This window comes from Bradyrhizobium sp. (assembly GCF_027451485.1).
Lineage (GTDB): Bacteria > Pseudomonadota > Alphaproteobacteria > Rhizobiales > Xanthobacteraceae > Bradyrhizobium.
This window is the reverse complement of the sequence record NZ_DAIDJE010000048.1, coordinates 34,002-53,377: the sequence shown is the minus strand read 5'-3', so window position 1 is coordinate 53,377 and position 19,376 is coordinate 34,002. Positions and strand designations below refer to the sequence as shown.

Genomic DNA, 19,376 nt, shown 5'->3' with positions numbered 1-19,376 from the left:
GGCGCCGTTTTTTTCCGCCCTGCCGGGAAAGGGCGGCCGGATCGGACCTTGCGCCAAAGGGGTGCGCGAGGCTAAACACTCCTCCTACGGGCGGCTAGCTCAGCTGGTTAGAGCATCTCGTTTACACCGAGAGGGTCTGCGGTTCGAATCCGTAGCCGCCCACCATGCTTTCGGTTTTTGAAGAACACTCCCAGCAGCGGCCAAGTCAGCACAGCCGCGCTTGGATCTCTGCGAACTTCCTAAACCTCTTACACCCTTGGTAACGAAATGAGCCGCCCGGGGGCGGCCCATTTCCGGAATATGACGCGAAGCCAATCTACTTGGTCGCGTGCTTCACCGCGTCCTTTACGTCTCCGGCGGCTTTGTGCACATCGCCTTTCGCTTTATCCATCTTGCCTTCGGATTGAAGTTCCTTGTCTCCCGTCGCCTTCCCGGCGATATCCTTGATCGCGCCCTTTGCCTTGTCAGCGGCGCCTTTTACATGTTCCTTATCCATCGTGTGTCTCCATCTCGTTGCTGGTGGGATAAGCGTCCGCGGTTAAGAGAAGTTCCCGCTAGCAAGACGGTGTATTACCCGTCGTCGACTTGGCACCGTTGCAAGGTCCGTTTGCATTGAGTCCGGGATTTGCCCGGGTAGCCGGGTCATTACCCGTTCCCATGCCCGTGGTCCCGCCGGTTGCTCTGTTGCCCGACGTGATGCTGCCGGGCGAAGTCATCCCCGGCGACGCTGTGCCGCCGACTGAGCCTGCGCCCGCTGCTCCCGAGGAGCCGCCACCGCCCGCGGCAGCACCCGCGCCGCCGCCACCCGCGCCGCCTCCTCCGCCACCACCGCCGCCCTGGGCGAAAGCCACGCTGCCCGATGCGACGAGCGCCGTTGCCAGAATTACTGTCGTGATCTTCATGTCGTCCTCTATTCTCTCTGATCGGAGGATAAGAAGTGCGTCGGCGCGACGTTCCTACAAAGTCCCGTTCGTGATTGTGTGTAACGTTGTGGACATAGGGCTAGTCCCCGCCCGATCTCGGCGCGGCGGCAATGCGATGTGACCTGCTTTCGTGCAGACAATCGTTGGCGCGGCTGTCACTAAAATCTCAACTTCCACGCGGGACTGCCCCACTGCTTGTGATTGCAGGAGTTGGCCATCTTCTGAAGGTTTGCGATCCGGTCCTTCATTTTTTGCTGGGCCACTTGCCGTGTCATCTGTTCGTGGTCAGCGAACTGCGCCTGCATGCCGCCGGTAACGCATTTGCAATAGTTGACGCACTTTTCGTGCTCGTTCGGGTGGTTCTTGTCACACGCGGGAAGGCAGGCATCATATTCGGCGGAATAGTCCTTTTTCGACCACTCCGCCTGAGCGGCGCCGGCAAGCAACGTTGCCAGCAGCATGGAATGGACGAACTTCACGATCGGCGCCCTTTCGCAACATGGCTTTGACCACCACAACGCAGATTATGTGATATTGACAGCGACGACAAAGTTGCCGGGCAGCAGGCGTTAACACGGGTCTGAGACATGGATGCACCTCAAGGTCACGAGAAGAATGCCGATCAGATTGCTTACTGGAATGGTCCCGGAGGCCAGCGCTGGGTCGATCGGCAGGCCAGCCAGGACATTCTGCTGCGACCAGTGGTCGATCTGCTGATCGACCGCGCCCGGATCACTCCCGGCGAGCAAATTCTCGACATCGGGTGCGGCAGCGGCGCCACCTCGCGCGCGTTTGCGGAACGCACGGGGCGGACTGGACATGTCACGGCCGTCGATATTTCGGCGCCGATGCTGGCCCGTGCCCGGGAGCTCGCCCCACCCGATGCGCCGATCGATTTCATTCTCGCCGACGCCACCGTGCATCCGTTCCCGCCGGACCGTTTCGATCTGCTCGCCTCGCGCTTCGGCGTGATGTTTTTCGCCGATCCCGCAATATCCTTCACCAATATGCATCGCGCGATGCGGCGAACAGGTCGGGTCACTTTTGCTTGCTGGCGGGAGCCGCGTGAAAATCCGTTCTTCATGGTTCCGCTGCAGGCTGTTTACCGTCACGTTCCGAAAATGCCGCCGGTCGGTCCCGACGAGCCGGGCCCGTTCGCCTTCGCCTCCGCGGAGCGCGTGAGGCGCATTCTCACGGCCGCCGGCTTTTCCGGAATTGCGATGGAGCCCTGCAACCTTTCGTTCGACATGGCGATTGGGCAGGGCCTGGAGGCGGCGGTCAAAAGCGGCATCCAGATGGGGCCTGCCTCCCGCGCGCTCACGGATCAGCCAGCCGAGATCGTCGCGGCCGCAACCCAGTCGGTCCGCGACGCGCTCGCGCCTTATGCCAAGGGACCTTCGGTACCGCTCGACGGCGCGATCTGGATCGTGACAGCCAAGGCATAGCCAGAAGGCGTCGAGCAAGGCCTGCGGTTTACGCCCGTTCTTCCCAGATCATCGCAAGATGCACGATGGTCTGCACGGCCTTTTCCATGTCCTGCCGGCTGACCCATTCGAGCCGCGAATGGAAAGCGTGTTCGCCGGCGAACATGTTGGGGCAGGGCAGCCCCATGAACGACAGCCGCGAGCCGTCGGTGCCGCCGCGGATCGCGGTCTTCGCCGGCGTCAATCCTGCGCGCCGAACCGCCTCTACCGCATATTCGACGATCTCCGGGTGACGATCGATCACCTGCTTCATGTTGCGGTACTGCTGCTTGATTTCGATCTGGTAGCTCGAGCGCGGGAAGTCCTTCATCACCTCTTTGACGATGCGCTCCAGCAGCGCTTCCTTGTCGCGCAGACCGTCCTCGGTGAAGTCGCGGACGATCAGGCCCAGTGTCGCCGCTTCGAGCGTCCCGGATATGCCGGTGGGATGTAAAAATCCCTCCCGGCCTGCGGTGGTCTCCGGAGAGCAGGTATTTTTCGGCAGGCGCTCGACGATGGCGGCTGCGATCTTGATCGCGTGCTCCATCTTGCCCTTGGCAAAGCCGGGGTGCGCGGAAACGCCCTGGATTGTGATGGTCGCTGCGTCCGCCGAGAACGTCTCGTCCTCGATCTGACCCGCGCTCTCGCCATCGATCGTATAGGCGAAATCGGCGCCGAGCTTTTTCAAGTCGGCCTTGTCGACGCCGCGGCCGATCTCCTCGTCCGGTGTGAACAGCACCTTGATCGTGCCGTGCTTGATTTGCGGGTTCTTCAACAGGAAATGCACCGCATCCATGATCTCGGCGACGCCGGCTTTGTTGTCGGCGCCGAGCAGCGTCGTGCCGTCGGTCGTGATGATGTCGTGGCCGATCTGGCTCGCCAGCGCGGGATGCTCGGCATAACGGATCACTTGCGAGGGATCGGCCGGCAGCACGATGTCGCCGCCCCGGTAGTTCTTCACGACCTGGGGTCTGACATTGGCGCCGGAACAGTCGGGCGACGTATCCATGTGCGAGCAGAAGCAGATCACCGGCACCTGCTTGTCGGAATTTGCCGGCAGGGTCGCATAGACGTAGCCGTAATCGTCGAGGTGGGCATCGGACAGGCCGATCTCCTGGAGTTCGGCAGCGAGCAGACGTCCCAGATTCTTCTGCTTCTCGGTCGAGGGGCAGGTCGGCGATTCCGGATCGGACTGGGTGTCGATCACCACATAGCGCAGGAAGCGCTCGGTCACGGTATGGGCAAAGGCGAGGCGGGAGGAGTTCGCGGTCATGCCCGCGAGTAACAGAAAATCGCGCCTGAGGGGAGATGGCGCGAGAGACGGGACTCGAACCCGCGGCCTCCGCCGTGACAGGGCGGCGCTCTAACCAACTGAGCTACTCCCGCGGATGCTCCGATCAAGACCGGTCCGCAACGGAGCAGGAATTAAAGGGGTGTCTGTCTTTAGTCAAGGTTGTTGCAAAACCAGCTGTTTCGCCGGGCTTTCCGCCACGTACGATGCAAAAAAGGCGCTATTTGCAGGCAAAGCCACACGGGGAGCGAAACCACGAATCGTCCATAGCTTCGGCTTCCTGGTTTCTCGAAGACCATTAACACAGGGAGGCCAAACATGGCGAAAGCTGCGACCCCCGCCACCATCACGCTCAAGCACCTCGCCGCTGACATCGCCGAGGCGCACGAGCTGCCCAAGAAACAGGCGGAAACCATCCTGACTGACCTCGTGGAGCGGATCACCAAACACCTGAAGGAGGGTGAGCGTATTCGCATCGTCGGCCTCGGCATCCTCCAGGTGCGCAAGCGCGCCGCCCGCGTCGGCCGCAACCCCGCGACCGGCGAACAGATCCAGATCAAGGCAAGCAAGAAGGTCGCGTTCCGCGCGGCCAAGGAGCTGGAGGAAGCGGTTTAACAGGAAACCCGCCTAACCATCTGGATTCTCAGCTTGTTGACCCTATCTGGGGGGTGTCGCCCGTTAAACGTATCTGCTGCTGCCGCAAGCGGCTATCTGGCGCCCTTGGTGAACGGGGTACTTCGGGGACAAAAGCTACGGCTACCGGACTCCCAGGCTGTCGGAGCTGGACAGGGCAATCGGCTGGCCAGCCTTCTGAACTCCGGCGCTCGGGGGGTATTCAGAGCCTGTGCGGGCAAAAATTCCAAGACCGGCAACCGCGATTCCCGCCACAAGCGCCGTCACGACGATCTTCAGGTGGGTGGCACGGTCCGCGGAATGAATGGAGTGGTTCATGGAGCCTCCCGGGCGTCTTGGCGCCGTTTGTTGGTTCCCGTGTACCCTTGATTTGTTTCCGGTTGGTTTCGGATATCGATGAAATTGGTTTCATTCTGGCCGGACGCTCTGAACGCGCGGCTGTTGCCAGAAATCAAAGTTGCAGCCACGAACTGGACGCCGGCCAAACGTCCGACGGAGTTTTCCACGCCGGCTGAACTCCGAAACGGCGTCAAGATAGCTTGTCTTGCGCCTCTTGGTGCGCTGCGCTAAGGCTCGGAACAATTCTAATCAACGAATCTGCGGACCCCGATGACCGCAGCGAAACCAAGGCTCCGCCGATGACCGGCATCCTCCAGAATTATCTTCCCCTCGTGGTGTTTATCGGCGTCGCCGGCCTGATCGGCCTGGTGCTCCTGATTGCGCCCTTCCTGGTGGCGTTCCAGCAGCCGGACCCGGAAAAACTTTCGGCCTATGAATGCGGCTTCAATGCCTTTGACGATGCCCGCATGAAGTTCGACGTCCGCTTCTATCTGGTCGCCATCCTCTTCATCATCTTCGACCTTGAAGTCGCCTTTCTGTTCCCGTGGGCGGTTGCCTACGGAAAGCTGGGGGCGACCGGGTTCTGGTCCATGTTCGTGTTTCTGGCCGTGCTCACGGTCGGTTTTGCCTATGAATGGAAGAAAGGGGCGCTGGAATGGGATTGAGCCAAGCTCCCACCAAGCCAGGGTTCGCGCCGGCGGTTGCGCCCGCTGCGAGCGGCATTATTGACCCTTCCACCGGAAAACCGGTCGGCGCCAAGGACCCCTATTTCCTGGAGATCAATCACGAGCTTTCGGACAAGGGCTTCTTCGTTGCCGCCGCCGACGACCTGATCACCTGGGCGCGCACCGGCTCGCTGATGTGGATGACATTCGGCCTTGCCTGTTGCGCGGTCGAAATGATGCAGGTGTCAATGCCGCGTTATGACGTCGAGCGCTTCGGCTTTGCGCCGCGGGCCTCGCCCCGGCAATCGGACGTGATGATCGTCGCCGGCACGCTGACCAACAAGATGGCGCCGGCGCTGCGCAAGGTTTACGACCAGATGCCGGAACCGCGCTACGTGATCTCGATGGGATCGTGCGCCAATGGCGGCGGTTATTACCACTATTCTTATTCGGTGGTTCGCGGCTGTGACCGCATCGTGCCCATCGACATCTACGTGCCCGGCTGCCCGCCCACGGCAGAGGCGCTGCTCTACGGGGTCCTCTTGTTGCAGAAGAAGATCCGGCGCACGGGAACCATCGAACGCTAGCTAGGGTTTTGGGATGGACGACGGCAAGCTTGACGCTTTGGGGCAGACGATCGTTGGCGCGCTATCGGGTGCGGCGACGGGCCATTCGGTGGCGTTCAACCAGCTTACGGTGGATGTGCGGATCGAACGCATCGTCGATGTCGTCCGCTATCTCCGGGACGATCCGGCCTGCCGCTTCGTCAATCTGACGGATGTCACGGCAGTCGATTATCCCGGCCGCGAGAAGCGGTTCGATGTGGTTTACCACCTGCTGTCGCCGACCTTGAATACCCGCATCCGTCTGCGCGGCGAAGCTGACGAAACGACGCAGGTGCCTTCGATCATCGGCGTGTTTCCGGGCGCCGACTGGTTCGAGCGCGAAACCTACGATCTCTACGGCGTGATCTTCGTTGGCCACCCGGACATGCGCCGTCTGTTGACGGATTACGGTTTCGACGGCCACCCGCTGCGCAAGGATTTTCCGCTCACCGGGTTTGTCGAGGTACGCTACGACGACCAGGAGAAGCGGGTGCTGTACGAGCCGGTCCGGCTCAATCAGGAATTCCGGAAATTCGATTTTATGTCGCCATGGGAAGGCGCTGACTACCCGCTCCCGGGTGACGAGAAAGCGAAGGCGGAGCCGAAGTCATGAACGAGCAACCGCAAAGCTTGCGCAACTTCACCATCAATTTTGGCCCGCAGCATCCGGCGGCGCACGGTGTGCTGCGTCTCGTGCTGGAACTGGACGGCGAGGTCGTCGCCCGCGTCGACCCCCATATCGGCCTGCTTCACCGCGGCACCGAAAAGCTGATCGAGGCCAAGACCTATCTTCAGGCGATTCCGTATTTCGACCGGCTGGACTACGTCGCGCCGATGAATCAGGAGCACGCATTCTGCCTTGCGGCGGAAAAGCTGCTCGGCATCGAGGTGCCGCGCCGCGGCCAGTTGATCCGGGTTCTGTATTGCGAGATCGGACGCATCCTTTCGCATCTTCTCAACGTCACGACACAGGCGATGGATGTCGGCGCGCTCACCCCGCCGCTGTGGGGCTTTGAGGAACGCGAGAAGCTGATGGTGTTCTACGAGCGCGCTTCGGGCTCGCGCATGCATGCGGCCTATTTCCGCATCGGCGGCGTGCACCAGGATCTGCCGGCGAAACTGATCGACGATATCGACACCTGGTGCGACGCGTTCCCGACGGTCATCGACGACCTCGAAACCTTGCTGACCGGCAACCGCATCTTCAAGCAGCGCAACGTCGACATCGGCGTCGTCACGCTGCAACAGGCCTGGGAATGGGGTTTCTCGGGCGTCATGGTGCGCGGCTCCGGCGCGGCCTGGGATCTTCGCAAGGCCCAGCCTTACGAATGCTATGCCGAGATGGATTTCGATATTCCGATCGGCAAAAACGGCGACTGCTACGACCGCTACTGCATCCGCATGGAAGAAATGCGGCAGTCGGTGAAAATCATGAAGCAGTGCATCGCCAAATTGCGCAGCCCCGACGGGCAGGGGCCGGTGGCGATCCAGGATCACAAAATCTTCCCGCCTCGCCGGGGCGAAATGAAGCGCTCGATGGAGGCCCTGATCCATCACTTCAAGCTCTACACGGAAGGTTTTCACGTCCCGGCCGGTCAGGTCTATGCGGCCGTCGAAGCGCCGAAGGGCGAGTTCGGCGTCTATCTCGTCGCCGACGGGTCCAACAAGCCCTACAAGTGCAAGATTCGCGCGCCGGGCTTTGCACATTTGCAGGCGATGGATTTCATCTGCCGCGGCCACCTGCTCGCCGACGTCTCGGCCATTCTCGGCTCCCTCGACATCGTGTTCGGAGAGGTTGATCGGTGATCGCAACGCCGCCCATCCAGTTCGACCGAGCCTCGGGCGCCCTCGAAGGGGCCAACCTGTGGGAGCGGACGGCTGCCTTGGCGCTGGTGACGGGCTCGAAAATCTCCTCTCATTTCTTCCATCGCGGCTACAACGGTTGCGCCAACCTGCTGCGCAAGACGCTGCCGGAGCGGAACATCGCCATCAGGCTAAATGAGGATGCGACGTTCGAGTTTCCCTATGGTGACGGCTATTGGAGCAAGCTGCTCGACCGTTCCTATCATTACGAAGACGAACTCGAATTGCTGTTCCGTCATTCCGTCGATGTCGACTACACGCTGCTCGATTGCGGCGCCAATTACGGCTACTGGTCGGTACTGGTGACGAGCAAGCCCTTCGGCGCGCACAAGGCTATCGCCTTCGAACCATCCTCGGAAAATTTTGCCAAGCTCGCCAATAACGCGAAGGTCAATGGCAGCCGCTTTGAGACGCTGAAGTGCGCCATCGGCGCTGCGAAGGGCACCGCTCGGCTGTCGGGTACCAAGCACGAGGCGTTCAGCATCGCCGGCGGCACGGTCGGCGGCGAAGAAGTGCCGGTGATGGCGCTCGATGATCTCCTCGCTGAAGGCAGGATCGCGCCGGGCGGCAAGTACCTTATCAAGCTCGACGTCGAGGGCGTCGAAATCGACGCCATCAAGGGCGGCACGAAATTGCTTGCCGGCGACAGCGTGATCATTTGCGAGGAGCACGGCAACGACCCCGACCACACCGTGTCGCGCTATATCCTCGATCAGACACCGCTTCAGCTGATCGTCTACGACCCCCGTTCCAACCGCCTTGAGACCGTGACCGAGCTTTCGATCCTCGACCGCATCAAGGTTTCCTCCCACATCGGCTACAACGTCTTCGGCACGTCAAGCGCGTTCTGGCAGGAGCGAATTGCTGCCCTGAACGCCAGCGCCGGCCGCCGCATGCAATGAGAGACTGAATACGATGTCCGTTCGTCGCCTTGCGCCCAAGGAAGTCCAGCCTGCGAGCTTTACGTTCACGCCGGAGAATCTTGAATGGGCGAAGAAGGAAATCGCCAAGTATCCGCCCGGACGTCAGGCCTCGGCCGTCATCGCGATCCTGTGGCGGGTGCAGGAGCAGCACGAGGGCTGGGTGTCGGAAGCGGCGATCCGCGCGGTCGCCGACCTGCTCGACATGCCCTATATCCGCGTGCTCGAAGTTGCGACCTTCTACACCATGTTCCAGCTGGCGCCGGTCGGCAAGAAGGCGCACGTGCAGGTCTGCGGCACGACGCCGTGCCGCCTGCGCGGGGCGGGCGATCTGATCGAGGTCTGCCAGAGCCGGATCCATCACGATCCCTTCCATCTGTCGAAGGACGGCAATTTTTCCTGGGAGGAGGTCGAGTGTCTCGGCGCCTGTGTGAACGCACCGATGGTCCTGATCGGGAAGGATACCTATGAGGACTTGACCAAGGAGAGCTTCGGCAAGGTGCTGGACGGCTTTGCCACCGGCAAGCCGCCGAAGCCCGGGCCGCAGATTGATCGCCAGTTCTCCGCGCCTGTCGGCGGACCGACTACGCTGAAGGAAACCACCTGATGCTCGAGGATAAGGACCGCATCTTCAAAAATCTCTACGGCCTGCACGACTGGGGCCTCGAGGGTGCTCGGCGTCGCGGCGCCTGGGATGGAACCAAGGCGATCATCGAGAAGGGGCGCGACTGGATCATCAACGAGATGAAGGCCTCCGGCCTGCGCGGCCGCGGCGGCGCCGGATTCCCGACCGGGATGAAATGGTCCTTCATGCCGAAGGAATCCAAGGACGGGCGCCCGAGCTATCTCGTGGTCAACGCCGACGAATCCGAGCCCGGCACCTGCAAGGACCGCGAGATCATGCGGCACGATCCGCATCTGCTGATCGAGGGTTGCCTGCTCGCGAGCTTCGCGATGGGCGCGCACGCGTGCTACATCTACGTGCGCGGCGAGTTCATCCGCGAGCGGGAGCATCTTCAGGCCGCGGTCGACCAGGCCTACGAGGCCAAGCTGATCGGCAAGGATAACGTCCATGGCTGGCCGTTCGATCTCTACGTCACTCACGGCGCCGGCGCCTATATCTGCGGCGAAGAGACGGCGCTCCTGGAAAGCCTCGAAGGCAAGAAGGGCCAGCCGCGGCTGAAGCCGCCGTTCCCGGCCAATGTTGGGCTGTTCGGCTGCCCAACGACGGTGAACAACGTCGAGTCGATCGCCGTCGCCCCCGATATCCTGCGCCGGGGGGCAGCCTGGTTCGCCGCCATCGGCCGGCCGAACAATGTCGGCACCAAGCTGTTCTGCATCTCAGGTCACGTGCAGCGGCCATGCAACGTCGAAGAGGCGATGGGCATTCCGTTCCGCGAACTGATCGAAAAACATTGCGGCGGCATTCGCGGCGGCTGGGATAATCTGAAGGCGGTAATTCCCGGCGGCTCGTCGGTGCGCATGGTGCCGGCCGAGCAGATCATCGACACGCCGATGGATTTCGACAGTCTCGGAAAGCTGCGCTCGGGGCTTGGCACCGCCGCCGTGATCGTGATGGACAAATCGACCGACCTCATCCGCGCGATCGCCCGCATCTCCTATTTCTACAAGCATGAGAGCTGTGGCCAGTGCACGCCTTGCCGCGAAGGCACGGGGTGGATGTGGCGCGTCTTGACCCGCATGGCGGAAGGTCGTGCCCACAAGCGCGAAATCGACATGCTGCTGGAAGTCACCAAGCAGGTCGAGGGCCACACCATCTGCGCGCTCGGTGATGCCGCAGCCTGGCCGATCCAGGGCCTGATCGCGCATTTCCGTCATGAGATCGAAGAACGCATCGATCAATATTCGCATAAGGCCGACCTCGACGATCAGGGCATTCTTGACCCCCAACATATGGTCGCGGCGGAGTAGGATATATGGCGCTGCCCGCAACATTCTGGCAGAAGTTCGGGACGCTGGCGCAGATGGCGCAGGCGGCCGTGGCGCTGCTCGGCTTTGTCGCGATCCTGTTCCAGATCAACGAAATCCGTTCCAACAACCGCGCCGTCGCCGCGCGGCAGGCGTTTCTTGCCTACACCGATCTTGCTTTCAAGAACCCGAAGTTTTCATCGCCCGATTACGCGGCGATCAAGGCGGGCGGGCATGATCTTCAGGTCCAGTACGAAAGCTTCGTGTCGTATTTCCTTTATGCATGCGAGGAAGCCTTCGCCGCCTTTTCGGACCGGCGGGAATGGCTCGCCTCCTGCGACTACGACCTGAAGCCGCATCTGCCGTTTCTCTGCGAGAAGAACCAGTCCGAGCCCACCTATCTCGCGACCTACGGCACCGTCACCCAGGACTGGGTGAAGAAATCCTTCATATCCGCCAGCGTCATGCCGCCGGACTGCAAGCTGGGAAAGACTTGAGACAGCAATGACCAAACTCGTTGTCGATGGCAAAGAAATCGATGTGCCCGCCGAATACACGCTGCTTCAGGCGTGTGAGGCGGCAGGCGCCGAAATCCCGCGCTTCTGCTACCACGAGCGGCTCTCGATCGCCGGCAATTGCCGGATGTGTCTGGTCGAGGTGAAGGGCGGCCCGAAGCCGGTCGCCAGCTGTGCCTGGGGCGTGCGCGATTGCCGTCCGGGACCGAATGGAGAGCCGCCGGAGATCTCCACCCGCTCGCCGATGGTCAAGAAGGCGCGCGAAGGCGTGATGGAATTTTTGCTGATCAACCATCCGCTCGACTGCCCGATCTGCGACCAGGGCGGGGAATGCGACCTGCAGGACCAGGCGATGGGCTATGGCGTCGACAGCTCGCGCTTCGCCGAGAACAAGCGCGCTGTCGAGGACAAATATCTCGGCGCGCTGGTCAAGACGTCGATGACCCGCTGCATCCAGTGCACGCGGTGCGTCCGTTTCTCGGCTGAAATTTGCGGGGCGCCGGAAATGGGCGCAACCGGCCGCGGCGAGGACATGGAGATCACGACCTATCTCGAGAGCGCGCTGACCTCCGAGTTGCAGGGCAATCTTGTCGATATCTGTCCCGTCGGCGCGTTGACGTCGAAGCCTTACGCCTTCGCCGCGCGGCCGTGGGAACTGGGCAAGACCCAGTCGGTCGACGTGATGGACGGCGTGGGTTCGGCGATCCGGGTGGATACGCGCGGGCGCGAGGTGATGCGGATCCTGCCGCGCGTCAACGAGGCGATCAACGAGGAGTGGATTTCCGACAAGACCCGCCACGTGGTCGATGGGTTGCGCACGCAGCGGCTTGACCGGCCCTACATCCGCGCCAACGGCAAGCTCCAGCCGGCCTCATGGCAGCAGGCCTTTGCCGCGATTGCCGCCAAGGTTTCGCGCACCGACGGAAAGCGCATCGGTGCCATCGCCGGCGATCTCGCCGCCGTGGAAGAGATGTTTGCCCTGAAAGAGCTTCTGGCCAAGTTCGGCTCGGTCAATCTCGCCGTCCAGGGCGGCGATGCCTTCGACCCGAAGGCCGGACGCGCGTCCTATCTTTTTAATCCGACGATTGCCGGCATCGACCAGGCCGATGCGCTGTTGATTGTGGGCTCGAACCCGCGCAAGGAGGCCGCGGTTCTCAACGCGCGCATTCGCAAGCGCTGGCGCACCGGTCAGCTCAAGGTCGGCGTGATCGGGATTAAGGCCGATCTGACCTACGACTATGATTACATCGGCGCAGGAGCGGATTCGTTCGGCGATCTCGCCGCCGGCAAGCATTCCTTTGCCGACGTCCTGAAGAATGCGAAGAAGCCGATCGTGCTGGTTGGCGCCGGCGCGTTTGGGCGTCACGACGGGGCGGCAATTTTGGCACGCGCCGCGAAACTCGCGTTGGCTATCGACGCAGTCAAGGACGGCTGGGACGGCTTTGCCGTCTTGCACGATACCGCTTCGCGCGCCGGCGCACTCGACATCGGTTTTGCTGCCGGAGCGGATGGATTGAACGCGGCGCAGATGACGACCTTCGGAACGCTCGACGTCCTGTTCCTGCTGGGCGCCGACGAGGTGAAGGTGCCGGACGGGACCTTCGTGGTTTATATCGGCACCCATGGCGATGCCGGCGCACACCGGGCCGATGTCATCCTGCCCGGCGCAGCTTACACCGAAAAGTCCGGTATCTTCGTCAATACCGAGGGCCGGGCGCAGATGGCCAACCGCGCCGGTTTCCCGCCCGGGGAAGCGCGCGAAGATTGGGCGATCATCCGCGCACTGTCGGAAGTTTTGGGGAAAAAGCTGCCGTTCGACTCGCTGGCGTCGCTGCGTCAGGCCCTCTTCAAGACAGCGCCGCATCTGATGCGCCTCGACCAGATCGCGGCGGGCGATGCGGCGGCCATCAAGGCGCTTGCCACCCGCGGCGGCGAGGTTGAAAAGGTGCCGTTCAAGGCGTCGGTTGAGGACTTCTATCTGACCAACCCGATCGCACGGGCGTCTGCCGTAATGGCGGAATGCTCGCGTCTTGCCTCCGGGCGCATGCTGACGGCAGCGGAGTGAGCGTGACCAGATGACTGAATTCTTCGCAAGCGCATTCTGGACCGGCTTCCTGTGGCCGTTGATCATCATGGTGGCCGAGAGCCTGCTCCTGCTGGTCGTTCTCCTGGTCGCAATCGCCTATATCCTGCTGGCCGACCGCAAGATCTGGGCGGCGGTACAGATCAGGCGTGGCCCTAACGTGGTCGGGCCGTTCGGCCTGTTCCAGTCGTTCGCCGATCTTCTGAAGTTCGTGCTGAAGGAGCCGACCATTCCCGCCGGCGCCAACAAGGGCGTTTTCCTGCTGGCGCCGCTGGTCTCCTGCGTGCTCGCGCTGGCCGCCTGGGCGGTGATCCCGACCAATTTCGGCTGGGCGATCGCCGACATCAATGTCGGCATTCTCTACATCTTCGCGATTTCCTCGCTGTCGATCTACGGCATCATCATGGCCGGCTGGTCGTCGAACTCGAAATATCCGTTCCTTGCGGCCTTGCGCTCGGCGGCGCAGATGGTGAGTTACGAAGTCTCGATCGGCTTTGTCATCATCACCGTTCTGTTGTGCGCCGGCACGCTCAACCTGTCGGGCGTGGTCGAGGCGCAGCAGGCGCGGGGGTTGGCGAGCCTGATCGGCCTGCCGCAGCTCACCATCCTGAACTGGTATGTGTGGCCGCTATTTCCGATGTTCGTCGTGTTCTACGTCTCGGCGCTGGCGGAAACCAACCGTCCGCCATTCGATCTGGTCGAGGCTGAATCCGAACTGGTTGCCGGCTTCATGGTCGAGTATGGCTCGACGCCTTACCTGCTGTTCATGCTGGGAGAATACGTCGCGATCACCACGATGTGCGCGATGGCGACGATCCTGTTCTTGGGGGGCTGGCTGCCGCCGGTGAACTTGCCGCCCTTCACCTGGGTGCCGGGCGTGATCTGGTTCGCGCTGAAATTGTTTTTCATGTTCTTCCTGTTCGCGATGGCCAAGGCCATCGTCCCGCGCTACCGCTACGACCAGTTGATGAGACTCGGCTGGAAGGTGTTCCTGCCGTTGTCGCTCGCGATGGTGGTCGTCGTTGCGGGCGTACTGCAACTTGCGGGGATCGCGCCGAAATGAGGTCGCTATGAGTATCAACATCAACGCCACCACCCGCTCGCTTCTGTTGACGGAATTCGTCTCGGCGTTCGTTCTCGCCATGCGCTATTTCTTCAAGCCGAAGCCGACCATCAACTATCCGTTTGAGAAGAACCCGATCTCGCCGCGCTTCCGCGGCGAGCACGCACTGCGCCGTTATCCGAACGGGGAAGAGCGCTGCATCGCCTGCAAGCTGTGCGAGGCGATCTGTCCGGCACAGGCGATTACGATCGAGGCGGGTCCGCGTCGCAATGACGGCACGCGCCGCACGGTGCGCTACGACATCGACATGGTGAAATGCATCTATTGCGGGCTGTGCCAGGAGGCCTGCCCGGTCGATGCCATCGTCGAGGGACCGAACTTCGAATTCGCGACGGAGACGCGCGAGGAGCTTTATTATGACAAAGCGAAGCTGCTGGCGAACGGCGACCGCTGGGAGCGCGAGATTGCCAAGTCGATCGCTCAAGACGCGCCATACCGGTGAGGTGAGGGGATGATCCTTCCGGCCCTGTTCTTTTATCTTTTTGCGGGCGTCTGCGTGGCTTCCGCGGTCATGGTGATCGTCTCGCGCAATCCCGTGCACTCCGTGCTGTTCCTGATCCTCGCCTTCGTGAACGCGTCGGGCCTGTTCGTGCTGATGGGGGCCGAGTTCCTGGCGATGATCTTGGTCGTCGTCTATGTCGGCGCGGTCGCGGTGCTGTTCCTGTTCGTGATCATGATGCTCGACGTCGACTTTGCCGAGTTGCGCGAGGGCTTCATCGAATATTTGCCGGTCGGGCTCGTGATTGGAGGCATCTTTCTCGTCGAATTGCTTCTGATCGGCGGCGGCTGGGTGATCAGCCCCAACGTCGCCAAATCGATCACGTCGGCAATCCCCGCCAACGTCAGCAACACGGAAGCCTTGGGTCTCGTGCTCTACACGAAATACATCCATTACTTCCAGATTGCGGGCATGGTGCTCCTGGTTGCCATGATAGGCGCGATCGTGCTGACGCTACGGCATAAGGCGTACGTCAAGCGGCAGGACATCAGCGTGCAGAATGCACGGACGGTGGAAATGGTGATGTCCGTGCGCAAGGTTGCCTCGGGCCAGGGCTTGCAGGATGCGGACCAGGCGGAGTGGGTGCGATGACGGTCGGTCTGGGGCACTATCTGGCGGTCGGCGCCATCCTGTTCACGCTCGGGATTCTCGGCATCTTCCTCAACCGCAAGAATATCATCGTCATCCTGATGTCGATCGAGCTGATCCTCCTTGCGGTCAACGTCAACCTCGTGGCTTTCTCGACCTTCATCGGCGATATCGTAGGCCAGGTGTTCGCGCTTCTGGTGCTGACGGTGGCGGCGGCGGAAGCTGCGATCGGCCTTGCGGTCCTGGTGGTATATTTCCGCAATCGCGGCTCGATCGCGGTTGAAGACGTCAATCTGATGAAGGGCTAGCGCGCGAGATGATTCAGGCAATCGTTTTTCTGCCGTTGATCGGCGCCGTCATCGCAGGCGTGATCTCGGTCGTTGGCGCGCACGGGCGCAATCCAAGCGGCGACGAGGTGGAACATCACGACGATGTGCACGGCCACGGAGGAGCGCCGGTCGGCGGCGACGCAAGCGTCATCCACAACCCGAGCCATGAACCGACAGCCCATGATGACCACGGGCATGGTCATGGCGACCATGTGAGCGAGCCGCCGGCCGTCGGATCACGCGCGGCCGAGCTGATCACCACGGGACTTCTGCTAGTTTCCGCGGCGCTGTCCTGGTTCATGCTCTACGACGTGGGCTTTGCCCATCACGACGTCAGGGTGGCCCTGTTCCCGTGGATCACGTCCGGCGATCTCCAGGTCTCCTGGACGCTGAGGGTGGATGCGCTGACCGCCGTGATGCTGGTGGTGGTCAACACGGTGTCCTCGCTCGTCCATCTCTATTCGATTGGCTACATGGACGAGGATCCGAACCAGCCGCGGTTCTTCGGTTACCTCTCGCTCTTCACCTTCGCGATGCTGATGCTCGTGACGGCCGACAACCTCGTGCAGCTGTTTTTTGGCTGGGAGGGCGTGGGTCTGGCGAGCTATCTCTTGATCGGCTTCTGGTATCAGAGGCCGTCGGCGAATGCGGCGGCGATAAAGGCTTTCGTGGTGAACCGCGTCGGCGACTTCGGTTTTGCGCTCGGCATCTTCGCCGTATTCATGCTGATCGGGTCGACCGACTTCGAAACAATCTTCGGCGCGGCGCCCGCTCTGACCGGCAAGACGATCAATCTGTTCGGCTGGCATCCTGATGCGCTGACCCTGGCTTGCCTGCTGCTGTTCACGGGGGCGATGGGCAAATCTGCCCAGTTCCTGCTGCACACCTGGTTGCCCGACGCGATGGAGGGCCCGACGCCGGTCTCCGCACTGATCCATGCCGCGACCATGGTCACCGCCGGCGTATTCATGGTGGCACGGCTTTCGCCGCTATTCGAACTGGCGCCGGACGCGCAGGCCTTCGTGATGTTCATCGGCGGCACGACCGCGTTCTTTGCCGCGACCATCGGCCTCGTCCAGAACGACATCAAGCGCATCGTCGCCTATTCAACCTGTTCGCAGCTCGGCTACATGTTCGTGGCGATGGGGGCGGGCGCTTACTCGGTGGGCATGTTCCACCTGTTCACTCACGCCTTCTTCAAGGCACTGTTGTTCTTGGGCTCGGGCTCGGTGATCTATGCGATGCATCACGAGCAGGACATCCGCAACATGGGCGGCCTGAAGGACCGGATTCCCTTCACCTATCTCGTCATGGTCGTCGGTACGCTGGCATTGACAGGATTCCCGCTGACCGCCGGCTACTTCTCAAAGGACGCGATCATCGAGTCCGCTTTCGCCTCGCATAATCCGTTTGCGACCTACGGCTATCTGGCCACAGTGGTCGCGGCCGGACTCACCTCGTTCTATTCGTGGCGTCTGATCTTCAAGACCTTCCACGGCGAGCCGCACGACCAGGAGCATTACGAAGCCGCGCATGAATCGCCATTGACCATGCTGGTTCCGATCGGCCTGCTTGCCGTCGGCTCAATCCTGGCCGGCTTCCCCTTCAAGGAGATATTCACCGGCCCGCACGGGGTCGAAGAATTCTTCCGCGAATCCGTGAAGATGAACCCACATATCCTGGAGGATATGGAGCGGATGCCGTATCTGCTCGGGTTGTTGCCGACGCTGATGATGGTCATCGGCTTTGCGGTGTCCTGGCTGTTCTATATTCGCCGGCCGTATCTGCCGGTCGAACTGGCGAACCAGCAGCCGCTGCTCTACAAGTTCCTGCTCAACAAGTGGTACTTCGACGAGCTGTACGATGTGATCTTCGTCCGTCCGGCGAAATGGATCGGGCGCTTCCTTTGGAAGGTCGGCGACGGCAAGATCATCGACGGTCTCGGTCCGGACGGCGTCTCGGCGCGGGTGCTCGATGTGACCCGAAGCGCCGTCAAACTTCAGACCGGCTATCTCTATCACTACGCCTTTGCGATGCTGATCGGGGTCGCCGGCTTCATCACCTGGTTCATGTTCGGTGTGGGAGGCTAGCCGATGACGACCTGGCCCATTCTTTCGGTCGTTACCTTCCTGCCGACGGTCGGTGCGCTGCTGGTCTATCTCGTCAGAGGCGATGACAAGGCGGCACAGCGCAACGTGCGCTGGATCGCGCTCTGGACGACGCTGGTGACGTTTGCGGTGTCGCTGCTTCTGGTCGCGCGTTTCGATCCGACGCAGGCCGACTTCCAGTTCGTCGAGAAGGCGCCCTGGCTTGCCAACGCCATTACCTACCACATGGGCGTCGACGGCATTTCGCTGCCCTTCGTCATCCTGACCACTGCCTTGATGCCGTTCTGCATCGTGGCCAGCTGGAAATCGGTGAAGCTTCGGGTCGGCGAATACATGATGGCGTTTCTGATCCTGGAAACGCTGATGGTGGGCACATTCTCTTCGCTCGACCTCGTGCTGTTCTACCTGTTCTTCGAGGGCGGCCTGATCCCGATGTTCCTGATCATCGGCATCTGGGGCGGACCGCGGCGCGTCTACGCCTCCTTCAAGTTCTTCCTGTACACGTTCCTGGGCTCAGTGCTGATGCTGCTCGCGATCATGGCGCTGTACTGGAACGCGGGCACGACCGACATCCCGACCCTGATGCACGCTGCGGTGCCACGCTCCTTGCAGATATGGGCCTGGCTCGCGTTCTTCGCCTCGTTTGCGGTGAAGATGCCGATGTGGCCGGTGCACACCTGGCTGCCGGACGCGCATGTCGAGGCGCCGACGGCGGGCTCGGTGATCCTGGCCGCCATTCTCCTGAAAATGGGCGGCTATGGATTCCTGCGCTTCTCGCTACCGATGTTCCCGCTGGCATCGCAATACTTTGCGCCGCTGGTCTTCTCGCTGTCGGTGATCGCGATCATCTACACCTCGCTCGTCGCCTTGATGCAGGAGGATATGAAGAAGCTGATCGCCTATTCGTCCGTGGCGCATATGGGCTTCGTCACCATGGGCATTTTCGCAGGCACGACTCAGGGCGTGGCGGGCGGCGTGTTCCAGATGATCTCGCACGGCATCGTGTCAGGCGCGTTGTTCCTCTGCGTCGGCATCGTTTACGATCGCATGCACACCCGCGAAATCGCCGCCTATGGCGGCCTGGTCAACCGCATGCCGCTTTATGCATTGGTCTTCATGGTCTTCACCATGGCGAATGTCGGTCTGCCAGGCACGTCGGGCTTCGTCGGCGAATTCATGACCCTGCTCGGGACCTTCAAAGTCTCGCTGCCGACGACCGTATTCGCCACCACCGGCGTGATCCTGTCGGCGGCCTACGCCCTGTGGCTCTATCGCAAAGTGGTCTTCGGCGCGCTGGTCAAGCCGTCGCTTGCCACCATCAAGGATCTCACCTTCCGTGAGAGTCTGACGCTCGTGCCGCTGGTCGCCCTCACGATCCTGTTCGGGGTCTATCCCAAGCCGATCCTCGACATGTCGGCAACGTCGGTGCAGCAACTGGTCAACAATTACAATACCGCAGTGACGGCCGTGAAGGCGGCCGCGCTGACGCAGTGACATTGG

22 protein-coding genes and 2 tRNA genes are annotated in these 19,376 nt (G+C 61.7%); 18 read left to right on the top strand and 6 right to left on the bottom strand.

All coding sequences use genetic code 11. The features are described from left to right. Nucleotides 1-88 precede the first annotated feature (88 nt). A tRNA-Val gene (locus NEZ08_RS07440) sits at nt 89-165 on the top strand. Nucleotides 166-316: 151 nt separating this feature from the next. Here the strand turns inward: NEZ08_RS07440 and NEZ08_RS07435 are convergent. The 3 genes from NEZ08_RS07435 to NEZ08_RS07425 form a co-directional block, all read right to left on the bottom strand. Then, nucleotides 317-496 carry a CsbD family protein gene (locus tag NEZ08_RS07435; RefSeq protein WP_298105855.1) on the bottom strand — a complete coding sequence of 60 codons (180 nt, stop codon included), beginning with the start codon at nt 494-496 and terminating at the stop codon, nt 317-319. Nucleotides 497-554: 58 nt separating this feature from the next. After that, nucleotides 555-902, bottom strand: a complete 348-nt coding sequence (locus tag NEZ08_RS07430) for a hypothetical protein (protein WP_298105853.1) — start codon at nt 900-902, stop codon at nt 555-557. A gap of 179 nt (nt 903-1,081) precedes the next feature. After that, nucleotides 1,082-1,402 (bottom strand): hypothetical protein, encoded by a 321-nt coding sequence (locus NEZ08_RS07425; protein ID WP_298105851.1) that lies wholly within the window; start codon nt 1,400-1,402, stop codon nt 1,082-1,084. Between the two features lie 108 nt (nt 1,403-1,510). Here NEZ08_RS07425 and NEZ08_RS07420 point away from each other — a divergent pair, with 108 nt between their 5' ends. Then, nucleotides 1,511-2,368: a class I SAM-dependent methyltransferase gene (locus NEZ08_RS07420; protein WP_298105849.1), complete on the top strand. Its 858-nt coding sequence runs from the start codon at nt 1,511-1,513 to the stop codon at nt 2,366-2,368. A 28-nt stretch (nt 2,369-2,396) separates the two neighbouring features. Here NEZ08_RS07420 and pepT read toward each other — a convergent pair whose 3' ends face one another. Both pepT and NEZ08_RS07410 read right to left on the bottom strand, forming a co-directional pair. Continuing rightward, nucleotides 2,397-3,659: a peptidase T gene (gene pepT / locus NEZ08_RS07415; protein ID WP_298105847.1), complete on the bottom strand. Its 1,263-nt coding sequence runs from the start codon at nt 3,657-3,659 to the stop codon at nt 2,397-2,399. A 36-nt stretch (nt 3,660-3,695) separates the two neighbouring features. Beyond that, nucleotides 3,696-3,772, bottom strand: a tRNA-Asp gene (locus tag NEZ08_RS07410). 223 nt (nt 3,773-3,995) lie between these two features. Here NEZ08_RS07410 and NEZ08_RS07405 point away from each other — a divergent pair. Further along, nucleotides 3,996-4,292, top strand: a complete 297-nt coding sequence (locus tag NEZ08_RS07405) for an HU family DNA-binding protein (protein ID WP_298105846.1) — start codon at nt 3,996-3,998, stop codon at nt 4,290-4,292. Between the two features lie 141 nt (nt 4,293-4,433). Here the strand turns inward: NEZ08_RS07405 and NEZ08_RS07400 are convergent, their stop codons facing one another. After that, the gene (locus tag NEZ08_RS07400; RefSeq protein ID WP_298105844.1) at nt 4,434-4,628 is read right to left on the bottom strand and encodes a hypothetical protein; all 195 of its coding nucleotides are present in this window, start codon (nt 4,626-4,628) and stop codon (nt 4,434-4,436) included. A gap of 320 nt (nt 4,629-4,948) precedes the next feature. Here NEZ08_RS07400 and NEZ08_RS07395 point away from each other — a divergent pair, with 320 nt between their 5' ends. Genes NEZ08_RS07395 through NEZ08_RS07325 form a run of 15 tightly spaced genes read left to right on the top strand, consistent with a single transcriptional unit; the run spans nt 4,949 to nt 19,370 of the window. After that, complete coding sequence (locus NEZ08_RS07395; protein ID WP_298105843.1) at nt 4,949-5,314, top strand: NADH-quinone oxidoreductase subunit A; 366 nt, start codon at nt 4,949-4,951, stop codon at nt 5,312-5,314. Next, nucleotides 5,305-5,901: an NADH-quinone oxidoreductase subunit B family protein gene (locus NEZ08_RS07390; protein WP_298105842.1), complete on the top strand. Its 597-nt coding sequence runs from the start codon at nt 5,305-5,307 to the stop codon at nt 5,899-5,901. Before NEZ08_RS07395 ends, NEZ08_RS07390 begins: the two co-directional genes overlap by 10 nt. A gap of 13 nt (nt 5,902-5,914) precedes the next feature. Next, nucleotides 5,915-6,532: an NADH-quinone oxidoreductase subunit C gene (locus NEZ08_RS07385; RefSeq protein WP_298105840.1), complete on the top strand. Its 618-nt coding sequence runs from the start codon at nt 5,915-5,917 to the stop codon at nt 6,530-6,532. After that, a complete protein-coding gene (locus NEZ08_RS07380; RefSeq protein WP_298105838.1) occupies nt 6,529-7,725 on the top strand; it encodes an NADH-quinone oxidoreductase subunit D in 1,197 nt (398 codons plus the stop codon). The genes NEZ08_RS07385 and NEZ08_RS07380 overlap by 4 nt, the downstream gene beginning before the upstream one ends. Next, nucleotides 7,725-8,684, top strand: a complete 960-nt coding sequence (locus tag NEZ08_RS07375) for an FkbM family methyltransferase (protein ID WP_298105914.1) — start codon at nt 7,725-7,727, stop codon at nt 8,682-8,684. Before NEZ08_RS07380 ends, NEZ08_RS07375 begins: the two co-directional genes overlap by 1 nt. A gap of 13 nt (nt 8,685-8,697) precedes the next feature. Then, a complete protein-coding gene (nuoE, locus tag NEZ08_RS07370) occupies nt 8,698-9,309 on the top strand; it encodes an NADH-quinone oxidoreductase subunit NuoE (RefSeq protein ID WP_298105836.1) in 612 nt (203 codons plus the stop codon). Beyond that, nucleotides 9,309-10,634 (top strand): NADH-quinone oxidoreductase subunit NuoF, encoded by a 1,326-nt coding sequence (gene nuoF, locus NEZ08_RS07365; protein WP_298105834.1) that lies wholly within the window; start codon nt 9,309-9,311, stop codon nt 10,632-10,634. Before nuoE ends, nuoF begins: the two co-directional genes overlap by 1 nt. A gap of 5 nt (nt 10,635-10,639) precedes the next feature. Continuing rightward, complete coding sequence (locus NEZ08_RS07360; RefSeq protein ID WP_298105832.1) at nt 10,640-11,128, top strand: hypothetical protein; 489 nt, start codon at nt 10,640-10,642, stop codon at nt 11,126-11,128. Nucleotides 11,129-11,135: 7 nt separating this feature from the next. After that, nucleotides 11,136-13,211 carry an NADH-quinone oxidoreductase subunit NuoG gene (gene nuoG, locus NEZ08_RS07355; protein WP_298105830.1) on the top strand — a complete coding sequence of 692 codons (2,076 nt, stop codon included), beginning with the start codon at nt 11,136-11,138 and terminating at the stop codon, nt 13,209-13,211. A 10-nt stretch (nt 13,212-13,221) separates the two neighbouring features. Further along, the gene (gene nuoH, locus NEZ08_RS07350) at nt 13,222-14,292 is read left to right on the top strand and encodes an NADH-quinone oxidoreductase subunit NuoH (RefSeq protein WP_298105828.1); all 1,071 of its coding nucleotides are present in this window, start codon (nt 13,222-13,224) and stop codon (nt 14,290-14,292) included. A 7-nt stretch (nt 14,293-14,299) separates the two neighbouring features. Then, nucleotides 14,300-14,794, top strand: a complete 495-nt coding sequence (gene nuoI / locus NEZ08_RS07345) for an NADH-quinone oxidoreductase subunit NuoI (RefSeq protein ID WP_298105826.1) — start codon at nt 14,300-14,302, stop codon at nt 14,792-14,794. 9 nt (nt 14,795-14,803) lie between these two features. Then, nucleotides 14,804-15,442 carry an NADH-quinone oxidoreductase subunit J gene (locus tag NEZ08_RS07340; protein WP_298105824.1) on the top strand — a complete coding sequence of 213 codons (639 nt, stop codon included), beginning with the start codon at nt 14,804-14,806 and terminating at the stop codon, nt 15,440-15,442. Further along, nucleotides 15,439-15,747: an NADH-quinone oxidoreductase subunit NuoK gene (gene nuoK, locus NEZ08_RS07335; protein WP_298105822.1), complete on the top strand. Its 309-nt coding sequence runs from the start codon at nt 15,439-15,441 to the stop codon at nt 15,745-15,747. The genes NEZ08_RS07340 and nuoK overlap by 4 nt, the downstream gene beginning before the upstream one ends. A gap of 8 nt (nt 15,748-15,755) precedes the next feature. Beyond that, nucleotides 15,756-17,858 carry an NADH-quinone oxidoreductase subunit L gene (gene nuoL / locus NEZ08_RS07330; protein WP_298105820.1) on the top strand — a complete coding sequence of 701 codons (2,103 nt, stop codon included), beginning with the start codon at nt 15,756-15,758 and terminating at the stop codon, nt 17,856-17,858. 3 nt (nt 17,859-17,861) lie between these two features. Beyond that, on the top strand, nt 17,862-19,370 hold the full coding sequence (locus NEZ08_RS07325) for an NADH-quinone oxidoreductase subunit M (RefSeq protein WP_298105818.1): 1,509 nt from the start codon (nt 17,862-17,864) through the stop codon (nt 19,368-19,370). The last annotated feature ends 6 nt before the right edge of the window (nt 19,371-19,376 follow it).

Bases quoted from the DNA above. Each gene is read 5' to 3' on its own strand.
- NEZ08_RS07435 (WP_298105855.1), bottom strand. From the start codon at position 496: ATGGATAAGGAACATGTAAAAGGCGCCGCTGACAAGGCAAAGGGCGCG.
- NEZ08_RS07430 (WP_298105853.1), bottom strand. From the start codon at position 902: ATGAAGATCACGACAGTAATTCTGGCAACGGCGCTCGTCGCATCGGGC.
- NEZ08_RS07420 (WP_298105849.1), top strand. From the start codon at position 1,511: ATGGATGCACCTCAAGGTCACGAGAAGAATGCCGATCAGATTGCTTAC.
- pepT (WP_298105847.1), bottom strand. From the start codon at position 3,659: ATGACCGCGAACTCCTCCCGCCTCGCCTTTGCCCATACCGTGACCGAG.
- NEZ08_RS07405 (WP_298105846.1), top strand. From the start codon at position 3,996: ATGGCGAAAGCTGCGACCCCCGCCACCATCACGCTCAAGCACCTCGCC.
- NEZ08_RS07400 (WP_298105844.1), bottom strand. From the start codon at position 4,628: ATGAACCACTCCATTCATTCCGCGGACCGTGCCACCCACCTGAAGATC.
- NEZ08_RS07395 (WP_298105843.1), top strand. From the start codon at position 4,949: ATGACCGGCATCCTCCAGAATTATCTTCCCCTCGTGGTGTTTATCGGC.
- NEZ08_RS07390 (WP_298105842.1), top strand. From the start codon at position 5,305: ATGGGATTGAGCCAAGCTCCCACCAAGCCAGGGTTCGCGCCGGCGGTT.
- NEZ08_RS07385 (WP_298105840.1), top strand. From the start codon at position 5,915: ATGGACGACGGCAAGCTTGACGCTTTGGGGCAGACGATCGTTGGCGCG.
- NEZ08_RS07380 (WP_298105838.1), top strand. From the start codon at position 6,529: ATGAACGAGCAACCGCAAAGCTTGCGCAACTTCACCATCAATTTTGGC.
- nuoE (WP_298105836.1), top strand. From the start codon at position 8,698: ATGTCCGTTCGTCGCCTTGCGCCCAAGGAAGTCCAGCCTGCGAGCTTT.
- nuoF (WP_298105834.1), top strand. From the start codon at position 9,309: ATGCTCGAGGATAAGGACCGCATCTTCAAAAATCTCTACGGCCTGCAC.
- NEZ08_RS07360 (WP_298105832.1), top strand. From the start codon at position 10,640: ATGGCGCTGCCCGCAACATTCTGGCAGAAGTTCGGGACGCTGGCGCAG.
- nuoG (WP_298105830.1), top strand. From the start codon at position 11,136: ATGACCAAACTCGTTGTCGATGGCAAAGAAATCGATGTGCCCGCCGAA.
- nuoH (WP_298105828.1), top strand. From the start codon at position 13,222: ATGACTGAATTCTTCGCAAGCGCATTCTGGACCGGCTTCCTGTGGCCG.
- nuoI (WP_298105826.1), top strand. From the start codon at position 14,300: ATGAGTATCAACATCAACGCCACCACCCGCTCGCTTCTGTTGACGGAA.
- NEZ08_RS07340 (WP_298105824.1), top strand. From the start codon at position 14,804: ATGATCCTTCCGGCCCTGTTCTTTTATCTTTTTGCGGGCGTCTGCGTG.
- nuoK (WP_298105822.1), top strand. From the start codon at position 15,439: ATGACGGTCGGTCTGGGGCACTATCTGGCGGTCGGCGCCATCCTGTTC.
- nuoL (WP_298105820.1), top strand. From the start codon at position 15,756: ATGATTCAGGCAATCGTTTTTCTGCCGTTGATCGGCGCCGTCATCGCA.
- NEZ08_RS07325 (WP_298105818.1), top strand. From the start codon at position 17,862: ATGACGACCTGGCCCATTCTTTCGGTCGTTACCTTCCTGCCGACGGTC.